A 17,966-nucleotide genomic window follows, 5' to 3' on the forward strand; every position below is an offset into this window, starting at 1 on the left:
GGGGCCGAGCAGCTCGATTATCTGGACGCCATTGGCGGCCAGCACCGCACGGATTTGAGCGCGATTGATGGCGCTCATTCCGCCATTCGGCACGAAGTCGACGGCCTGCCCGTATTTGTGAAAGCTGTTCTGCGCGCCATAGCGAGCGTTCATCGGACGGAGCGTGTCGGTGATCCGTCCGCCAAAGGCCGAGACCAAAATGCCCGCGACCTGATCGGCCGTGACAATGGCACGCGAACTCCGCGCAACCAAAGGCCGCACGACCGCGCTACCATTGGCGGCGGCGAAGACCTTGCCAACATAGCCGTTCACAAGCCCTCGCGAGCGCGATCCGGTATTATACTCGCTCAAGGCAGCACGGAGCGGATCAGCATGGCCCGAGACACGCGCCCTGCCATAGTTGTCGGCAAGCAAGCGCGCCCCAGCTCGCAGATTGGTGCAGGGATCGAAGACCGTTTCCGGCGTAACTCCGAGGCGCGCGAAATTGGCGCTGTTGATTTGCATCAGACCGGCGTCAAAATTCGCGCCCTTGCGCAGTAAGCTCCGTGCCGTGGCGACCGCATCGGCAGCATTTCCCGGCTGACGCACCAATGAGCCGCCCGAATTGATGCCGATCCGGAACGGGTCGTTCTCGGATTCAACCTGTATGATCGCGGCCATCGTCGCTGGCGCCACATTGGGCGCGCATGATGTGAGCAAAGCCGCCAAAACCGTAGTACTCAAAGGCATTAAGGAGCCCCTATCGTGAGTCCGGTTATCAGCGGTAATACAAAACCGACACGCCAGCAACATGCTTTCGCAGTTGGGGATTCCCCAACGGGACGAACCGTTCGTCGCCTTTTGCAATGGGACCGGTCTGGATCGCTCTTGCTGGAAATGCGGTCTATGGCTTAGCCTTGCCGACGGGTTTTAGCTGAATTTCTGTTCAGCATTCAGACAATTGAGAGCGTAACGCATTGCCGACAAACGTCCTTTTCCTCGCGGAAACGAACCAATCTCCATCCATTTCGGAGCAAAGGGAGGCGTGCGAAGCCGAAGGCGATCTTGTCGTGGACGCCGGACAAGTCAGCTTCGTCGATCTACCGCGTAAGCTGGCCAAGGAGGGCCATGAGCTGATGCGCGGCGACAGGATCAAAGTCTACGATTTCACCTGTCTGCCGCTCAACACCATGACCCTCGTTCGCATGATGGTGAAGGTTCTCAAGCGCGGCATCGCCATAGAGTTCTGCGCGCCCAAGATCGTCATTGAGCCTGATGATGGAGGGGACATGTTCCGTCTGGTTGCTGCGCTCGACAACCATTGGCGTCGTGTGCATGGCATGAAGACGCATTCGAGCGATTCAAAGCCGGGCCGCAAGCCACGGCTTACTCAAGATCAGCTCCCTGACATCCGCAATCGACTTGAGGCGAGTGGCGCAACCGTAGCCAGCGTTGCCAAGACACTTGGCGTTGGGCGAACTACGCTATTCGACTTTTTGCAGCGGCACAGGGAAGATGCCGCCCTGCAATCATGATTCTGAAAGCAGGGATGATAGCGGCACGCCGAGGGCGAGAGAAAGTCCAACAAGCTCGCGCAAGGTAACTTCGCGCGATTGGCCGTCGAGAATTGAAGTCAATCTCTCGGAAGCGATGCCGCTTTCGGATGACAGGATTATGGGCGTCATGCCGCGTGATTTTGACTGTTCACTCACTTGTCTAACAAATGTGCCATAAACGCTGGCACTCTTGTTGATCCTGTCGTGCATAGTCATATCTGGCCTCTGCTGTTTCAGGAGCCGAGCAGCCTACCCCACCCCCTCAACGTGTCCAGATAATAATATTCATTAGCAAGACGAGTTATTCTTTATCCGCGTTCAATAGGTCGAGAACTGAACAGCCCAAGCCTTCGGCGAGATGCTCCATAACCTCAAGGGTTGGATTCGCCTTGCCGTGCTCAATATACGACAAGTGCGATGCGGCGATCCCGCTGCGTTCAGACAGCTCGGCCTGGGACATCTTGAGCTGCGTCCGCCTTGCCCGGCAGTTTTCTCCCAGCCTCTTCGCCAGCTTGGACGCCGCGTCATCGAGTTTCAAATATTGCGGCATTTTGCGATCCCGTATGCCTTCTCTTTGGTTAACTCCGGAATGGACCTATAGCCGATACCGAACGAAACGCGACCTTATCTGATTAACTACCTGCCGGGGGTAAGAATTTGACATTCGTTCGCAGAGTCCATAGCCAAGCCAAATGGGCAAGCGCGTTGTTCAGAAACGAGTCGTAACCCCCGCCGCCTGCATGAGACGCAAGCGGCAGGCCCTTTATGATGCCGATTTCGTGCAAAGTAAGCTGCAAATACCTGTCTCTTTCGGAGATCGCCTGAAAGACTTGAAGGCGGCGCACAAGATGAGAGGCCTTGATAACGTGGTTTCGGCCATGATCCGCAAGGCAATGGCGGACTATTCGTCTGACGATCTTGTGGCACCGCCGCCGCCCGAGGATCACAAGAACCTCAAACAGATCGCCATCCACATTCCGCGTGAGCATCATGCGTTCCTAGAGGCCGTTGCGCACCGCAACCGTGGGATTTCGCTGGGCACCGCACTCGAAACCATAGGCGCCTACGTCAAGGATTTGACGCCGGCGCCCGTGCAATTGTCACTGATCGAGGAAGGGAAAGCCGTGAGCGGATAAACGAAGCCCGGCACGAGGCCGGGCATCGGGGTTGCTATCAGGTGGTTGGCGCCACTTGGATCGCAAATCAGTCTTTCAAAGCTAAGCGATTAGATAGCCCTCCCCGCACCCACTGTCAACAAACAGCGCGTCTCGCGCCACGCTACAGTTTTGCCTGCGAACGGCCTTCCGCATGGGAGGACGAACGATGCTGCTTACCCTGGAAACATGCGTCGCGGACGTGCCGACAGGCGCGCTTGCCGAGCTACGAGCGCTTGGCGTTGCGGACGATGACATTGCCGCGGCCCATGAGCTTCAGCGGCGGCAAAGGTCATGCGGCGTGCCTGTCCTGCCCTTGGCAGTCATATGTGGCGTGCGCCCGCTCGAACGCGGCGCGAAGGCGGGGCTTAGCAACACGGCCTCGCGCCTCATCGGCACAAAGCCGCGCGCCAGAGCCAGTCGCGGCGGAACCCACATCACAGGGCGGCCCGTATGGGCCAACAGCGTCAGAACCGGGGATGCGGCCGAAGCCGAGTTTGTGCGACCCCTATCGTTTGACCAACTCAAAGAGCTGCGCCGGGCAATCCATCTGATGTTCAACCGCGCGCGAGATCTAGCTGCCAAGGCGCGCCAGGGCGGGGAGCTAACGCCCGAGGAACACAAGCTGACAATCTTCACCAGATCATGCCGCGATATGCTTCTGAGGATCGCGGACGAGCTGCGCTATCGCAAGGGCTGGTGCATTCCCTCCTACGAGACGCTGATGCGTTGGACACGCCTTGGCCGACGCACCGTCAAATACTCTCTGGACCGCCTGCGTGAGCTGGGCTTGCTCGAATGGATCAGGCGATACGACTACACTCGCGACAGCCAGCATGGCGCGCGATCGGAACAGACCTCAAACCTCTATCGCTGCCATGTTCCCAAATGGATCGGGAAGATGATCGGCCTTTTCTCCCCCGTCCCCGATGACGAAGCGCAGCGCCGCGCAGCAAGCCTTGAGCAGCACGCTGACATGCTGGCTTCCGTCGGCGCGATCGAGCGCCGCCGCTTGATGCCTGACGACCCCGCCCAGCGGGCGGCCCTGATCCTCGCCGGGGAGCGATCCGCTGAACGCCATGCGTCCGATGCACAAACCCGTGGGTGCAACAATGGCACTGCTCCTCATAGAGTTTTATATTCTATCTCTACGGAGAAGCGGAGTTGCCCTAGTCGGGCAACGATTCAGCCCTGACGGGCCACATGAACTAACCCACCACACCCAATCTCAACGTCAAAACTTATGGCCCGCTCCGGACCGCCGGCTACGCCGTCGGAATGCTCCCCAGGTGGAGCAAGCGGATATGGCAGCTCGAAAATCGTTGCCGGTTTTGTGTTGTAAGCTATTATCGGACTATGAACTTGACCGTCACCGCTGCCGCCAAGGAAGCCGTGAAACGTCTCAAAGGGACGTGGCATGGATCGTATGGCAAGGCGCGCTGTCCCGCGCATGATGATAGCAGCCCGTCGCTTTCGATCACACCTGGCCGCAATGCCGTGCTGTTCCATTGCTTCGCCGGGTGCAGTCAAACCGAGATCATCGCCGCCCTGGCCGCAAACGGCGGCTACGTCCGCCCGACCGAACGCGACACCACGCCGCCAGAGCGGCGCGACCTAGGCCCGCTCGCCCGCGACCTTTGGAACAAGGCGCGCGCCCTCGCCGGTACGCCTGCCCAGCGATACCTAGAGCGCCGTCGCATTGGTCATTCCACCATCGGCCGCTATGACCCGGCAGCAATGACCTACGAGGGCGGGAAACGGCTTCGCCTCCCCGCCCTACTCCTGCCCATTATCGAACGCCGGCAGCTCGTCGCTCTCGCCCGCGTTTTCGTGGACGAGGATGGCAACAAGCATCGGCAGCTTGTCGACCCCAAGCGCACGCTGGCCGATCCGCGCGGCGGCGCCGTGCAGATCGGAGCCATCGAGGGCGACCATCTCAACCTGGCCGAGGGTTTCGAGGAAGCTGAATCGGTCATCGCCAAATTCGGTTTGCCGGGCTGCTGGTCCGTAAATGGCAGCGAGCTTTATGCTCGCATCCATATTCCCGACCATATCCGCTCGATTACGGTCTATTCCCAGCACGGGATGGCCGCGAGGACCGGACTCGAGAAGGCCGAAAGCCATCTGAGATACGGCGGCCGCGACGTCCTGGTCGAGCTACCTCCGCCCGGGGGCGATTGGAACGATGCTTGGCGGGCCGAGCAATGACCCGTCTTGCCATTTTCGCAGTTGGCGGCGTGATACTCGCGGCCCTGTTTGGCGAGACACACCCCGATTTCATTGAGAACCCACCGCAGAGCGCGCGCGAAGCGTGCGACCAGCTCGCCGATCAGTCCGATTGCCGCGCTGCCCTCGCCCTGAACGATCTGCGCCAGAAGCGCTTGCCGAAGGCGGCGCCGGCGCCGCTCCTTCCCGACCAGCGCCGCACACCTGGCGCTTATGATCCGACGATCACTCAAGAGAATATCGCTGCGACCATCTGCAATCCCAAATTCGTCGCTGCCCGCAAACCGCCGCCGTCGTGGACGGCGGCGGCAACGCGCCGCATCGCCGCGGTCCAACTGCCTGACATAGATCCCGGCTCTTTGGTGCTGGATCAGCTCGTGCCGATCTCCCTGGGCGGCGCGCCGAAGGACTATCGCAACCTGTGGTTGCAGTCCTGGGCGGGCAAAGAAAATGCAGAGAAGAAGGACGGCCTAGAAACCCTGCTCAATCGCATGGTTTGCAGCGGCCAGCTTACGCTGGCCGCCGCTCAGGAGGCCGTCGCCGTGAACTGGCTCGACACGTACCGGCGCGCGATGACGATGCAAAACCTAGCTCGCTACACATTGCCCGCAAATTGGGCGATTTCCTCGCCAAATCTTCAACCCGATTTCGTGCCGGAGCCGCAGAGCGACAGCGGGCCAGTCGTGTTGGAAGCTCAGATCGAGCCGGAAAGTCAGCCTTACGAGGTGCCGGCGATTCCGGTCGATGGTCGTGATTTTCAATCGATGGAGTGAACGGGATGCCACGCAATATCGCAGAATTTCGACTGATCGGACAGGTTGGCGGTGTCGATCAAAAGGAAAAGGTCACGTTCGTAAATATTGCCTCAAACTATAACCGACAGGTCGATGGGCAATGGCAGGAAGAAACGCTTTGGAACCGAGTAACCTGCTTTGCAAAGTGCGCTGAATACGCACAAAATGCGGGTAAGGGCGATATGGTCCATGTCACAGGGCGCGTGAAACAGTCGCAATATGAGCGGGACGGATCAACGATCTACGGGACCGACCTTATAGCAGACAGTTTTTCAGTGCTTTCTCGGGCATCTGCCGGCGAGTGATTTCGACTTCTAGCAGGCGCGGCTTGGCTTGGTTGAAAGACGAGGACCGGGTGCGGCCTTCGGCACGGCTCTATCTCCGCTGCGCTTCGACCGAACCCGCAAAGCGGTTTCGTCCCATTCGGGTGACGATCCTCGCATGAGACGGTCGCGAGGATCCGCGCACGGATCTTCGCGACTTTTTTCGTTGCGGCGCGGTGATCGGCCGCGCGATCGAGATCGAGGCGGCATGGCCGCCATGTCGTTCATCATGTGCCGGGGCCTGTTCCGGCCCCCTGGCGCAAGGGCTGGACCGTCTCGGCCGCTACGCGGCCTCGCTTGGCGACCATGGGGGTTTCCCCGGCCTTCCTCCGCTGCGCTCCGTGCAGGACGGGCGATCCCCCTCCCCCATGATCGGCCCTCACTGCGCCATTCCCCGACCCACTTCGCCAGCGGGCAGAAGTCGATGGACGCCATCGCCTTCGGCTCCATTTTAGGAAGGGAAAAGCACATGGCACGGAACACCGCCAAGACCCGCAAGACCACCGCTGCGCGCGTCGACGTTTACGAGGAAGTCACCAACCAGATTATTGCGCTGCTAGAGGCAGGCACCCGGCCTTGGTCCCCGCGATGGGCATCGGGCGCGGCATCGCTTCCGCTTCGCCATGAGGGCACGGCCTATCGGGGCATCAATATCCTGCTGTTGTGGTCCGCAGCCATGGCGCACGGCTACACCAACCCGCATTGGATGACCTACCGGCAAGCGCACGAGCTGGGCGGACAGGTTAGGAAGGGCGAGAAGGGCAATCTTGTCGTTCATGCCGGAACCTTCACCCCGAAGGACGGCGAGACGGGCGAGCCGATCACTGACAGCGAGGGGGAGGAAACGACCCGCGCCTATCTGAAACGCTATGTCGTCTTTAACGTCGAGCAGATCGACGGCTTGGACATGGGCAGATTCCCGGCCCCGATTATCGAGATCAAGAACCGCGATCAGCGCGACCCCGAGCTTGATGCGGCCTTTGCGCGCTATCCGGTCCCCTACCGAGAGGGCGGCAACAGCGCCTATTATCACCCCGTCGCGGACAGCATCGCCATGCCTGCCTTTGGCGACTTTGTGAGCGGCAACGCCTTCTATGCGACCCTTGCGCATGAGGCCATCCATTCCACAGGCCACACGTCGCGGCTCAATCGCGAAACGCTCTACGAATACGGCAAGAGCCGGGAAATCCGAGCCGCCGAGGAACTGATTGCGGAGATTGGTGCGGCGATGCTCTGCGCGCAGCTTGGCATGGAGCCGACCGAGCGCGAGGACCACGCGGCCTATCTGGCGTCGTGGCTGACCGCCCTTCGCAACGACAAGCGCGCGATCTTCCGCGCCGCGACCGCCGCGCAGACCGGAAGCGAGTTGATCCTGTCCCACATGGCAGCGCCCGTGATGTCTCGCGCCGCCTGATCCAGCGAGGGCGGCCACCAGCGCCGCCCCGCCCCCGCTATTCCCGAGGATTGAACCATGCCCAAGACACTCCCCAAGGTCGAACTTAGCTGGCGCGATGAGAATTACGGTTCCGTCTACGCCGTCGCCGCCTTCCGCAACTATGCTGGCAGCGTCGATTGGAGCGAGCGCACCCACCAGCGATTCAGGGGATGCGTGAAGCGGGCCGGCTTCGAGTTTCACTATGGCCGGTGCAGCTACATCGCGACGCGCGGCACGGGCGAGGAGCGCCAGCGCTCCATTTGCGAGGAGCTGGACCGGGCTGGTTTCGAGATCGAGCGGGGCGACGTTCGGCCCGACCGCGCCGATCTATGCAGAAAGGAAGGATCATGACCCCGATGCGCCACCTTGACCGCGACACCCGCCGCGCTCGCCTGCTAGCGGCGCGAACCCGGCCTGTTGGCGGCATCAATCGAAAAGGCATCCTGCGCGGCGATTGGGATGGGGGCAATGTCGTTCGCCAGTTCCGCGACGGAGCTGGGGAGGCGCGGGGCCTTGCCCCTTACTAGACGCCACCAGCGGCTCAGGACTGAAAAAATCGGGGCGCGGTCCTGTCGGCCCGCGCCCTTCCACCATCCTAGAAAGATCCATTATGGCTGCAACTATGATCGCCGCTGGGCTAATGTTCGCCTGCACACCCACCCTCGTTGCGGACGGGGATGGCCCGATATGGTGCGCCGAAGGCCCGCGCATTCGCCTTTCAGGCATCGCCGCGCGCGAGCGCGACAATAGCTGTCGGCCTGGTCATCCTTGCCCGCGAGCGTCCGCCCAAGCGGCCATGGACGCCCTTGTCCGCCTGCTAGGCGGATCACGAGGGCGGACGCGCTTCCCCGGCGCGCGCTACGATCATGTCCGCGTCAGCGCGCCGACGATGCGTTGCCTCTCCGCTGGCAACGCGAAAGGGAGCCGCACCGCTGCATTCTGCCAGATGGCCGACCGTCGCAACCTCAACTGCGCGATGCTCGCGACCGGCACGGTGGCGCGTTGGGATCGCTACTGGCGGCGCGATATTGTCTGCCCCTCGCGACAAACGCGGTAAAGCGATGTTCCCAATTCGTTCCCTTGTGCGTTAGAAGGAGCGACGAAGGGAATCATCATGTTGCTGCCACCGATGCAGCCGGTCCCGCTCGCCGAGGTGCCAGAGGGGCTGATCCCCTTCATCATCGACGCAGCAGGCGCCGGCTTTCCGTCCCCCAGCCAAGATTGGCAAGAGGACGCTATTTGCCTGATCGAGCTTTTGCGGCTCGATAGGGCCGCGAGCTTTGTTTTCCGCATCAGCGGTAGCAGCATGATCGACGCAGGAATCTATGATAACGATGTTGTCGTGGTCGACCGCGACACGCGCGCGATCGAGGGCCATATCGTCATCGCCATCGTGGACGGCGGCTTTGTCTGCCGCCAGCTCGCGCGCCGCCAGGGCGAAATATTCCTAGAAGCGCGCAACAGCCGGCAGCACTACGAACCCACTCCCGCCGAAGGCATCGAGATATGGGGCGTCGTGCGAACCAGCGTCCGCGATTTCCGGCGCTAGGCGCGCGCGATGACCCATGGCATCGTCGATATTCAGAATTTCTACGTCTCCGCTGAAAGGCTTTTTGATCCAGCTTTGCGCGGCGTCCCCGTCATTGTCCTATCGAACAATGACGGCTGCGCCGTCGCCCGCAGCGAGGAAGCCAAGGCGCTCCATGTCCGCATGGGCGAGCCTGTTTTCAAAATACGGGACCGGATCAAGCGCCACGGCATCCAGCTCCGATCGAGCAATTACGAACTCTATGCCGACCTCAATCGACGGTTCAACGCCGTGATTGCCGAGCATAGCGATACGGTGGAGATCTACTCGATAGATGAGAGTTTCTATCGCGCCCCGACCCTGCCGAACGGCCTTGGCGACGTGGAAGCCGCTCATCGGCTGCGTGAGGATATATTGCGGCAGGTTGGCCTCCCGACCCGGATTGGCCTTGGTCCGACCCGCACCTTGTCGAAAGTCGCCAACGCGCTCGCCAAGGCCACCGAAAAGGTGTGGGGCGGCGTCGTGGATCTTCACGACGCCGAGCTACGCTGGCGACTCTTCGAGAAGTGGCCCGTTGGCGAAGTATGGGGGATTGGAGGCGCGCTTGAGGCGCGGCTTCACCCTCTCGGCATCCGAACGACCGCTGACCTGGCCGCGATGCCGCCAGCGGTAGCGCGCGACGTGGGAACGGTTGTGCTGGAACGTCTCGTGCGCGAGCTGGGGGGGACCGAGTGCGCGGATTTCAAAGTCGAGCCCGACGCCCTGAAGGCGACCGCCGTCACACGGCAGTTCGGAGAGCCGGTCAAGACGCTGGACGAGCTGCGCGAAGCCATGGCGCGGCGTGCTGCGCGCGCCGCTGAAAAGATACGGGCCCAAGGCCTCGTCGCGAGCCGACTGATCGCCTTCGCGCACGGCTCGCGCTATCGGCCGAACCCGCCTTCCGCTTCGCGATCGGCGCGGTTGTCGCCGCCGACTAATGATCCCCGCGTCATCCTGCGCATCGTCGGCCAGATGACTGAGGCCATGTTTCAACCGGGAGGCGTCTATACGAAATGCGGCGTGCTGCTGGAGGACTTAACCCCGCAGGGGCACGGTCAGGCTGACCTGTTCGCGACGACCGATCCGCGCGCGCCGGCGCTGCTGGCTGCCATGGACGGCCTGAATAGCCGGTTCGGTCGCAACACCATCACGCTCGCAGCCCAGGGCCACGGCGCCAAGGCTTTCGACACCAAGCGCAGCCAGAAAAGCCCGGCCTGGACGACGCGGATCAGTGAGGTTCCCGTTGCGCGTTAGATCACAGTGCTTCCGCGCCGGAGTTGCTACGCCTGAAGGAATGGGCGTCAGTTTCGATTCAGGCCCATTTGCCGACTTTGTAGCTTGTCCTTCCACCGGCATTCTAATTCCATCAGATCGGCTAGGGTGGCGCCGGTGCCGACCGTCTCCAAAATCGACACCTGATAGTCGCTCGGATCGCGGCTTTTGAGCGCGACATTTCCCCCGTGCCCCGATGCGAAATACTCGCGCCACCGGCCAAGAAAGCCCTCTCCGCTGGACGCCATGCCGACATATTGCTCCCGCGTTCGCGGGCACGTCAGCAGGTAAATCCCTCGCGTCGCGCGCAAAGCCTCAGCCCAATGAGCCGGCATCGTCTCGATATCAGAGAGGTTCAGGATGAGCGCCGCGAAGCCGGGGAACGGATCTTCGCGAAAGGTTCGGCGAAGCTCGACAATCGGCTTTGGCACGCGATCGCCGCGCTGAATCCATGCGCGATAGCCCTTGCCCCAATCAATCCAGAGGCGGCCTGCATATTCGGCTAGCTCGGGCAGCAACTCTAGCCGGTATTGGTTGCAGCTTCCCGCTGGCTCCACTGCCCCGGTGACGGGGTGCGGCCGATCTTGCGCTAGCGGTCCGACCAGCTCAGCCGAGTAGAGGCCGACGAACAGGGTTTCCTTGCCAGGAACACCGACGAAGGAGGCCCAATAGGGCGCGCGCAGGTCCGGAGCATCGCCTATCCCTTGGGTTTCTTGGTACGCCTCGAAGCGGCTCCGATGGTCCCGCCAGAGGACATATGGCGTTGGGAAGCCGGGATGCCTGTTATCTTGGTGCCGCAGCAGCCGGACCGAGCTTCGGCTAATACCTGCCAGCTCCAACAGATCGCCAAATGTGAGCATCAGCCATCGGTTCCCGTATCGTCCGCGATAACGGGTGCCGCGTCATGCGGCAGCGGGCCGAACAGAGTTTCCAGCATTGCGTCCATCGTATCGATCCGCCGAAAGTGCTTTGCCGGCACCTTGCTATGGTTGACCCGAAGCGGCCGATCGCCGCCTTCACGGCGGCCGATGCGCTTCGGACTGGCGAAGCCCGACAAGTCCGGAAGCGCTTCGCCGGGTGCCCCGCCGAACCACCAGAACGGCCCAAGATCGAGATCGAGCGTCACGCAAATCCAGATCACGCAGCCGCTTGGTTTGTCCGCGAGCGCTCGCCCGACAGAGACGGGCGCAGGCTTGCCGCGAATGCCCGTCTTGAACTGAATGTGGCGAACGACAGATCCTCGCCCCATCACCAGGTCGTAGCCGTGCGCATCAAATTCGGATCGTAAGACCTCTACGTCGGTGATCCCGCGCCGCCAGAGCGTGCGGAGGGCTTCACCCACGAACACATGCTCAACGATGCGCTCGCGCAACGTCGAATGATGCGAGTGCATGTCGATGCTCGCCATGAATCTACCTCTTCCCCTCAAGGCCTGTTGAGCGTCGCTGTGCTTCACCGGTCCTAAACCCGGGCCGGTAGAGCAACCGGAATCCACAGGTAGCGGAACAGCCCGGCTTTACCGTCGATCCGATTATAGTCCTGCCAAGCGAGGGCATACCGGCCCTTGATTTCCAACGCCGCTTCGCGGTTTTTCGTTGTGCCTGGCTTCGCCAGCTCGTGCCAAGCGAGCGAGCCGGTCAGCTCGCGCAGGTCACACAGGTTGAAGGCTGCATCTACAGTGTCGGCGCGCGCGCGGGGTTGCCAATAGCTGGGATCGTTCGTGAGGACCAAGACGCCGGCGCCGTAGCCGGTTGCCTCCGCATAGGCTTCCATGCGCGTCACGTCCTTGCACACGTCATAGCGGCGCTGGTCATGCGCGCCGTGCTGCTTCAGCGTGACGGGCTCGCCGTCGAGCGTCGTCGAAAAGCCCTTGCTGAGATACTTCAGTTCCAGGGCGAACCGAGTTTCGCCGATCACGATAACGTCGATCGCGCCCCTCGCGGGCGCGGTTAGGGGCCATTCCAGTCTTACATTCAGGCTCGAATCGTTCTTCCGAATCTCATAGGCAAGTTCATGCTGGAAGTCGGCTTCCGAGCAGAACACTGGCCGCCGCATGGCAAGGTTTGCCATCAGGTCATCAATGACGATCAAATCTATCTCCGTTTGCCCTCTGACTTAGACCGATGGTGTAAACGGAATCTGGCCGCACGTTCCACCTGTGCTTTCGCGGCCGTTACTTTAACCGATCAGATCGAGCGCCATCCCATATCCAGATATGAGGCGGCGATGCCGCCGCGTTGATCGAGTAGTTCGGGGCCTGTTCCGGCCCCCTGGCGCAAGGGCCTGGCCGTCTCCGCCGCTACGCGGCTCCGCTTGGTGATCGCGGGGGTTTCCCCGTCCTTCCTCCGCTTCGCTCCGTGCAGGCCGGGTGATCCCCCTCCCCCGCGATCAGCCCATCTTTGCGCCATTCCCCGGCCCAGTTCGCCACTTGGCAGAAGTCGATGGGGCCATCGCCTTCGGCTCCATTTTCAAGAAGGGAAACAGCACATGGCTAAGACCACCAAGCCCACCATCCTGCATCTGACCGTCGACCAGCTTCACCGCAGCGAACAGAACGTGCGCAAGAAGCCGTCGAGTGCCGCCAGTGATGCCGAAATCTCCGCTTCGCTGCTGTCCGTGGGCCTCATTCAGCCCATGGTCGTCATCCCGCGCGAGGCCGGGGGATACGAGGTAATCGCCGGTGATCGCCGCCGCCGCCTACTGACGGCGCTGGCCGAGGCCGACCCGAGCCGGAAGGCTTTGACCTTTCCGTGCATGAAGGTCGATGACTTGAGCAAGGTCACGGAAATCAGCATGGCCGAGAACCGCGCGCGCGAGGCGATGGCCCTGCCCGACGTGTATATGGGTTTCGCTGCCATTCGGGCCGAACGCCCCGAGGCGACCTTGGAAGAGTTGGGCGCGATGTTCGGCTACGATGTGGCCCGCACTGCGCGCATCATGCGGATTGCGAACCTGCATCCCGAGATCATGGACCTCTACAGCGCGGGCGAGATCGATGACGCCCAGGCACAGGCTTACGCGGCGACGGAGGATCGTTCCCTACAGATCGCGGTCTATCGCCAGTTGGAGAAGGAGGCGACCCGCCCGCATGAGAAGAACGCGAGCGCCATTCGCAAAGCCATGAACTCCGGCAACCACGAACTGACCAAGCTTATGTGCTATGTCGGCGTGGATGCCTATCGCGCAGCAGGCGGCGAGTTTGAGGCCGATTTGTTCGCGCAGGATGGTGCTGGCATCGTCCAGAACCCCGAGGTGCTGCACCAGCTAGTCGAGCAGCGCATTGCCGAGGATAAGGATCGGTTCGAGCATAATATCTCGCGCAATGGCCGGATGCTTGGCGAGAAGTGGGGCCTTGCCGACCTCGAATTTTCGTGGACCGCGACCCCTCCGCAGATCAAGCAGTACGGCTATCTTTCGACCGACCATGAGCTTCGCATTCGCAACCCGAAGCGGGGCGACCTCCCCAAAGACCTAGCGAAAATCTATGCGTCGATGGAAACGCGCCTCGCTGCGATGATCGGAGAGGATGACGAACCGTTTCCCGAGCAGGAAGAGGCTTACGAGAAGCTGGCGGCCGAGATTGCCGAGCTGGACGCGCAGCGCACTATCATCCTGCCCAAGAAGGGCGCAGTCGTCGCGGTCGCATCGATCGAGAATGATGGCACCTTTGACGTTGAGCTGTGGTTTGCAGATCGGGCGGCAAAGGGCGCGGAATTGCCCAAGGGGGCGACCGAGCAACGCGGTCCCAAGCCAGCGCCGACACCGGCAGAGGCCGAGCGCGCGCGTTTCGGGCTGTCCAAGGACAACATGCAGGTGATGATGCTCATCCGGCGCGATATGATCCGGGCCGAGCTAATGCAGTCCGCTTCCGCCGGTTCTTCGCTCGCGCTCGACTTCATGCTGTTCACGCAGGCTCGCACGATCCTGACCCCGACACATGGCTATGGAAACACCGTCTACTTCCATGGCGAGCATCAGGGGATCAACGACCTTCCGCACGATGAGGACGGCACCACCAAGATTCACGATCTTGTCGGGAGCCGCCCCGAGCGCGCCGCGTGGCTCACCACCAAGGAGGGCTTGGCGTCGGGCGAATGGATGACGGTCCGCGATCCGATTGAGGGTTTCGCGCTGTTCCGCAATCTGCCCGACACCTACAAGAACAAGGTGGCAGCGATGATCGCCGGTCACATGCTCATGGCGACCACTTCGGTTTATTTCGATGGTCGCACCCCGCGCATGGTCCGCGAGCTTGCCAACTGCATCGAGGCCGAGGCCGGTTTCGGGCGCTGGCGTGATGCGGTCGAACTGGACGAAGCTTTTTTCAACACCTTCTCCGCCAAGGCCCGCCTTGCCCTGCTCGAAACATGGGGTCTGGCTGATCGCGCAAAGGGCATGAAGGGCAACGAAACAGCCGCCTTCTGCGCTCGCATCGCTAATTGCGATGAAGAGGACGCCAAGTTGCTTGGCCTGCACCCCGACGATGTTGCCGAGGCCGTGAACTGGCTTCCCGACTTCATGGAGAGCGGGACCGTCGAACCCCTCCCGGCAAAGGAGGAACCGGAAGCCGACGAGGATGACGAGCTGGGCGACGAGGATCAGGACGACGATCACGACCAGATGGACGAGGCCGCTTGATCCATGGCGGGGGGCTTCGGTCCCCCGCTCTTTCCTTGTTAGAGAGAGACACCGCTATGGCCCGTCATTGCATCCGCGAACCGCGCTATATCCCGCCCGTCCACGTCATTGGCGAGCAACCCGACCTTTTCGGAGGCCCTACGATCAGCCATGCGGCGGAGCGAAAGCCCGTAGGGGCGAAGGCACTGCGCGCGATCACGAAATGGGCCGTCGCGCCTTGGCTTGGCGATGTGGACCGGGAAACCGTTCTCGAGGAACCACCGGCCCCCCTCCCCGTCTATCTTGTTGCTTGCGTTGCGGCGAAGCTGGATCACCCCTCCGAGGCCCGCGACCTCTATATTTCTCCATGGTTTCGCAAGGCGCGCGCCTATATCGAGCGCACCGGATCGCCTTGGCTGATCCTTTCGGCAAAGCATGGCCTGCTAGCCCCCGGTGCCATCGTTGAACCCTATGATGCGACCCTTAGCGCGATGGGCGCTCCCGCACGCCGCCTATGGGGCGCTCGCGTGCTGGACGAGCTGGCCCGGGTTGTGGACGGCGCCGCGCCGCTGATCGTTCTTGCAGGCCGCTGCTATCGTGATCCTCTCTGGCCGAGCATTGCGCCCCGCGCGACCGCGCCCATGAAGGGCTTGGGGATCGGAGAGCAATTGGCTTGGCTGTCGCGCAGGCCCGTCGCTGAGGCTGGTGTTTCATTGGGCGCATTCCCTGATACACTCGCGAACGGAGATACCCATGACCGTTGAAATTCTCGCTGATCCGCAAGTGAAGCTCGCGATTGACCGCCTCGTTGACATTGCTCGTTCCGACACGGGGCAATCGGCCCGTGTCGCCAACTTCCTGTTGGCATGGTGGAATGGTGATGATTGGGGACATTTCCCCATTGCGGACCTGTTTGGAGTGGACCGCCCCATAGCGGTCGACATGGCAACGATCTTCGCCTTCCTGGGCCAATACCCCGGCGCGATCTACGTCCATGCCTTCGGGGAGCATTACAGGGAGATCATGGCCGATCTTGTCGAGATGTGGCGCGAGACGTGACCCGCGCCGGATGAGTTTCCGAGCATCCGAGGACGAAGGCGAAATGTCCGAGGGTGTTCGTCGTGCTGGCCGGTGGAGCATTCCGCTCCACCGGCCCCCTTCGCAGGATCGACGCCGTTCTTTATTCGTTCAAGAGTTGATGGTATAGCAGAGGCATGACGATGAGCGGCGAAACTGGCCCCATGTGGACCCAAGATCAGGCGGTTGCCTACGAGGCGGCGCTTGAGGCCATCAATGACGTGATCGCCGGTTACAGCGAACAGATCGCGCTTGAGCAGGAGCGGGCCGCTCCCAGCGCCACGCGGATCGCATGGCTTGAAATGCGGACGGATCAGGCAACCGCAATCATGCACTCGCTCAACGTGACGGACACCGAGAATGTCCGTCAGGTGCTTTCCGAATACAGCGCGATCGTGCGCGCGCGCGACGCCGCCGAGGCCGTCCCCATCGCTGCCTAAGAGGCAGCATGGACCGCGACCCCGAACGGCATAGCCTGTCACCCGACGCCTTACAGAAAATCTATGAAACCCGCGTCTCGCCGCGTCTTTTCCGAGGCGCGGAGAGCATCGAGCAGCCCACCGCGATCGTTCTAGGAGGGCAACCGGGTTCCGGCAAAACCCCCATGCAGAACCACGCTACCCGCGAATTTGCGGGCAGCGGGGGAGTGGTGAAGATCATCGGTGACGATCTTCGCGCCTATTTGCCTCACTATAAGAGCTTGCAGCGCGCCGACGACAAAACCGCGGCCTTCTATACCGACCGCGATTCTGGCCGATTGGTCGAGAAGGCCATTGCGGAGGCCGCGCAGCGGCGGGTCAATGTTCTGGTGGAAGGCACGATGCGCAACCCTGAGACGGTTGCAGCGACCTTGCAGCAATTCAGGGATGCCGGGTTCCGCACTGATGCGCGCGCCCTGGCTGTCAGTCCCGAAATGTCGAGCCTTGGTGTGTTGCAGCGATATGCGGCCCAAAAGGAAAGCCGGGGCATCGGGCGGATGACCACGACCGAGGCCCACAATAACGCGCTGCGCGGGATGCTCGATACTCTGGACCGGATTCAAGATGGGCGTCTTGCCGACAAGCTCACGATCTACCGGCGCGGGGGCGAGGCAATTCATAGCTTCGACCTCACCGGGCCAGCGCGTGCGGGTGAGCCGCGCGCCCGTGAGCTGGTTGAGCGCGAGCGCAACCGGCCACTGTCGCCGCAGGAGGCCCAATATAAGCAGCGCGAAATCGAGCGGCTGACCCCGATCCTGCAAAAGCACGGCGTCATCCCGGCCCGAGATCCACAGCGCAATGCCGACCTGGCGCAGAGCAAGGATAGGTCCCCTTCCCCTCCCCGTCGTGACGACGATCGCGAGCGGTAGAGTTTGCGGGCCGCCCTATGGGCGGGCGTTGGTTTGTTAAGTCCCCCCGTCAGTGTCTTCCTATCATGAGAGCCGGCCCGGATCGCTTCAAGGATCAGCGGTTCCCCCAATTTGCTGCGCAAATCGGCTCCCCCACTGCCCGCTAACGCGGCCGCTGCGCGGTCCCTGACCCGCCCCGCGCCGGCTCTCCCCCTTGGCCTTGCCAATCACGGCAACAAGGAGGTTGTTATGTCTCATCGTCTCTTCGCCCAGCTCGCGTTCGAGCGTGCGCTTGGAAATGCGGCGATCGATGCGCTCAATCAGGCGCTGAACGACAAAGACCACTTCGCGGCGGATAGCATGTGGCCGAATCTGCTCGACCTGACCCAAGCCGAAGTCGACGCGCAAGCGGCCGAGCTTGCCCAGGTTGTCGAGGATCGGATCAAGGATGTGCTGGACGGTCCTGGCATCCGAAATATCGAGCGCGGCGACCGCTTCTATGATCCCCAGGTTGTGACCGTCATCATGGAAGCAAAGGCCAAGCGCCATCAATCCGGCTGACACCGGATGGGGCGGGCTTTGCCCGCCCCTTTTTCGCCCGTTGGGCGAAGCAAACCCGGTTGCGATCTATGCGGAGCG

At 61.9% G+C, this 17,966-nt stretch carries 24 protein-coding genes; 18 read left to right on the forward strand and 6 right to left on the reverse strand.

Annotation, left to right across the window (positions count from 1 at the left end):
• Positions 1–792, reverse strand: a 792-nt coding sequence (locus WG908_RS15450; RefSeq protein ID WP_340187401.1) for a lytic transglycosylase domain-containing protein, incomplete at its 3' end; no start/stop codon positions are given.
• 257 nt (positions 793–1,049) lie between these two features.
• Here WG908_RS15450 and WG908_RS15455 point away from each other — a divergent pair.
• On the forward strand, positions 1,050–1,514 hold the full coding sequence (locus tag WG908_RS15455) for a helix-turn-helix domain-containing protein (RefSeq protein WP_340187402.1): 465 nt from the start codon (positions 1,050–1,052) through the stop codon (positions 1,512–1,514).
• On the opposite strand, the gene WG908_RS15460 is transcribed toward WG908_RS15455, so the two are convergent.
• The gene (locus WG908_RS15460; protein WP_340187403.1) at positions 1,509–1,751 is read right to left on the reverse strand and encodes a helix-turn-helix domain-containing protein; all 243 of its coding nucleotides are present in this window, start codon (positions 1,749–1,751) and stop codon (positions 1,509–1,511) included. The two genes, WG908_RS15455 and WG908_RS15460, sit on opposite strands and share 6 nt — an antisense overlap.
• Positions 1,752–1,836: 85 nt before the next feature.
• On the reverse strand, positions 1,837–2,085 hold the full coding sequence (locus WG908_RS15465; protein WP_340187404.1) for a helix-turn-helix domain-containing protein: 249 nt from the start codon (positions 2,083–2,085) through the stop codon (positions 1,837–1,839).
• A gap of 142 nt (positions 2,086–2,227) precedes the next feature.
• On the opposite strand from WG908_RS15465, the gene WG908_RS15470 reads away from it, so the two are divergent.
• The 11 genes from WG908_RS15470 (at position 2,228) to WG908_RS15520 (ending at position 10,288) form a co-directional block, all read left to right on the forward strand.
• Positions 2,228–2,671, forward strand: coding sequence for a hypothetical protein (locus tag WG908_RS15470; RefSeq protein ID WP_340187405.1), 444 nt, complete (start codon positions 2,228–2,230; stop codon positions 2,669–2,671).
• 187 nt (positions 2,672–2,858) lie between these two features.
• On the forward strand, positions 2,859–3,884 hold the full coding sequence (locus tag WG908_RS15475; RefSeq protein WP_340187406.1) for a helix-turn-helix domain-containing protein: 1,026 nt from the start codon (positions 2,859–2,861) through the stop codon (positions 3,882–3,884).
• Positions 3,885–4,045: 161 nt separating this feature from the next.
• Positions 4,046–4,897 (forward strand): DUF7146 domain-containing protein, encoded by an 852-nt coding sequence (locus tag WG908_RS15480; protein ID WP_340187407.1) that lies wholly within the window; start codon positions 4,046–4,048, stop codon positions 4,895–4,897.
• Positions 4,894–5,688, forward strand: coding sequence for a hypothetical protein (locus WG908_RS15485; RefSeq protein ID WP_340187408.1), 795 nt, complete (start codon positions 4,894–4,896; stop codon positions 5,686–5,688). Before WG908_RS15480 ends, WG908_RS15485 begins: the two co-directional genes overlap by 4 nt.
• A 5-nt stretch (positions 5,689–5,693) precedes the next feature.
• The gene (locus WG908_RS15490; RefSeq protein WP_340187409.1) at positions 5,694–6,014 is read left to right on the forward strand and encodes a single-stranded DNA-binding protein; all 321 of its coding nucleotides are present in this window, start codon (positions 5,694–5,696) and stop codon (positions 6,012–6,014) included.
• A gap of 487 nt (positions 6,015–6,501) precedes the next feature.
• On the forward strand, positions 6,502–7,446 hold the full coding sequence (locus WG908_RS15495) for an ArdC family protein (RefSeq protein WP_340187410.1): 945 nt from the start codon (positions 6,502–6,504) through the stop codon (positions 7,444–7,446).
• Between the two features lie 57 nt (positions 7,447–7,503).
• A complete protein-coding gene (locus tag WG908_RS15500) occupies positions 7,504–7,818 on the forward strand; it encodes a hypothetical protein (protein WP_340187411.1) in 315 nt (104 codons plus the stop codon).
• Positions 7,815–7,994: a hypothetical protein gene (locus tag WG908_RS15505; protein WP_340187412.1), complete on the forward strand. Its 180-nt coding sequence runs from the start codon at positions 7,815–7,817 to the stop codon at positions 7,992–7,994. The genes WG908_RS15500 and WG908_RS15505 overlap by 4 nt, the downstream gene beginning before the upstream one ends.
• Before the next feature lie 83 nt (positions 7,995–8,077).
• Positions 8,078–8,524, forward strand: a complete 447-nt coding sequence (locus WG908_RS15510) for a hypothetical protein (protein ID WP_445326733.1) — start codon at positions 8,078–8,080, stop codon at positions 8,522–8,524.
• Positions 8,525–8,581: 57 nt separating this feature from the next.
• Positions 8,582–9,016 carry a LexA family protein gene (locus tag WG908_RS15515; protein ID WP_340187413.1) on the forward strand — a complete coding sequence of 145 codons (435 nt, stop codon included), beginning with the start codon at positions 8,582–8,584 and terminating at the stop codon, positions 9,014–9,016.
• A 9-nt stretch (positions 9,017–9,025) separates the two neighbouring features.
• Positions 9,026–10,288: a Y-family DNA polymerase gene (locus WG908_RS15520; RefSeq protein WP_340187414.1), complete on the forward strand. Its 1,263-nt coding sequence runs from the start codon at positions 9,026–9,028 to the stop codon at positions 10,286–10,288.
• Positions 10,289–10,335: 47 nt separating this feature from the next.
• On the opposite strand, the gene WG908_RS15525 is transcribed toward WG908_RS15520, so the two are convergent.
• From WG908_RS15525 to WG908_RS15535, 3 genes are read right to left on the reverse strand one after another with little or no spacing between them, the layout of a single operon-like run.
• Positions 10,336–11,166: a GIY-YIG nuclease family protein gene (locus WG908_RS15525; RefSeq protein WP_340187415.1), complete on the reverse strand. Its 831-nt coding sequence runs from the start codon at positions 11,164–11,166 to the stop codon at positions 10,336–10,338.
• Positions 11,166–11,714 (reverse strand): hypothetical protein, encoded by a 549-nt coding sequence (locus tag WG908_RS15530; protein WP_340187416.1) that lies wholly within the window; start codon positions 11,712–11,714, stop codon positions 11,166–11,168. The genes WG908_RS15525 and WG908_RS15530 overlap by 1 nt, the downstream gene beginning before the upstream one ends.
• Positions 11,715–11,767: 53 nt before the next feature.
• Positions 11,768–12,397 carry a hypothetical protein gene (locus WG908_RS15535; RefSeq protein WP_340187417.1) on the reverse strand — a complete coding sequence of 210 codons (630 nt, stop codon included), beginning with the start codon at positions 12,395–12,397 and terminating at the stop codon, positions 11,768–11,770.
• Between the two features lie 396 nt (positions 12,398–12,793).
• Between WG908_RS15535 and WG908_RS15540 the strand changes: the two genes are divergently transcribed.
• From WG908_RS15540 to WG908_RS15565, 6 genes are all read left to right on the forward strand, one after another.
• Positions 12,794–14,944 (forward strand): ParB/RepB/Spo0J family partition protein, encoded by a 2,151-nt coding sequence (locus tag WG908_RS15540; protein ID WP_340187418.1) that lies wholly within the window; start codon positions 12,794–12,796, stop codon positions 14,942–14,944.
• A gap of 56 nt (positions 14,945–15,000) precedes the next feature.
• Entirely contained in the window at positions 15,001–15,687 is a 687-nt protein-coding gene (locus tag WG908_RS15545) for a DUF6884 domain-containing protein (RefSeq protein WP_445326734.1), read from the forward strand.
• Complete coding sequence (locus WG908_RS15550; protein ID WP_340187420.1) at positions 15,677–15,982, forward strand: DUF7673 family protein; 306 nt, start codon at positions 15,677–15,679, stop codon at positions 15,980–15,982. Before WG908_RS15545 ends, WG908_RS15550 begins: the two co-directional genes overlap by 11 nt.
• Before the next feature lie 182 nt (positions 15,983–16,164).
• Positions 16,165–16,440: a hypothetical protein gene (locus WG908_RS15555; protein WP_445326735.1), complete on the forward strand. Its 276-nt coding sequence runs from the start codon at positions 16,165–16,167 to the stop codon at positions 16,438–16,440.
• An 8-nt stretch (positions 16,441–16,448) separates the two neighbouring features.
• On the forward strand, positions 16,449–17,348 hold the full coding sequence (locus WG908_RS15560; protein WP_340187421.1) for a zeta toxin family protein: 900 nt from the start codon (positions 16,449–16,451) through the stop codon (positions 17,346–17,348).
• 111 nt (positions 17,349–17,459) lie between these two features.
• The gene (locus WG908_RS15565) at positions 17,460–17,888 is read left to right on the forward strand and encodes a hypothetical protein (RefSeq protein WP_340187422.1); all 429 of its coding nucleotides are present in this window, start codon (positions 17,460–17,462) and stop codon (positions 17,886–17,888) included.
• Positions 17,889–17,966: the final 78 nt, after the last annotated feature.

The sequence above is a fragment of the Sphingobium anseongense genome, from assembly GCF_037725245.1.
Taxonomy (GTDB): Bacteria; Pseudomonadota; Alphaproteobacteria; order Sphingomonadales; family Sphingomonadaceae; genus Sphingobium.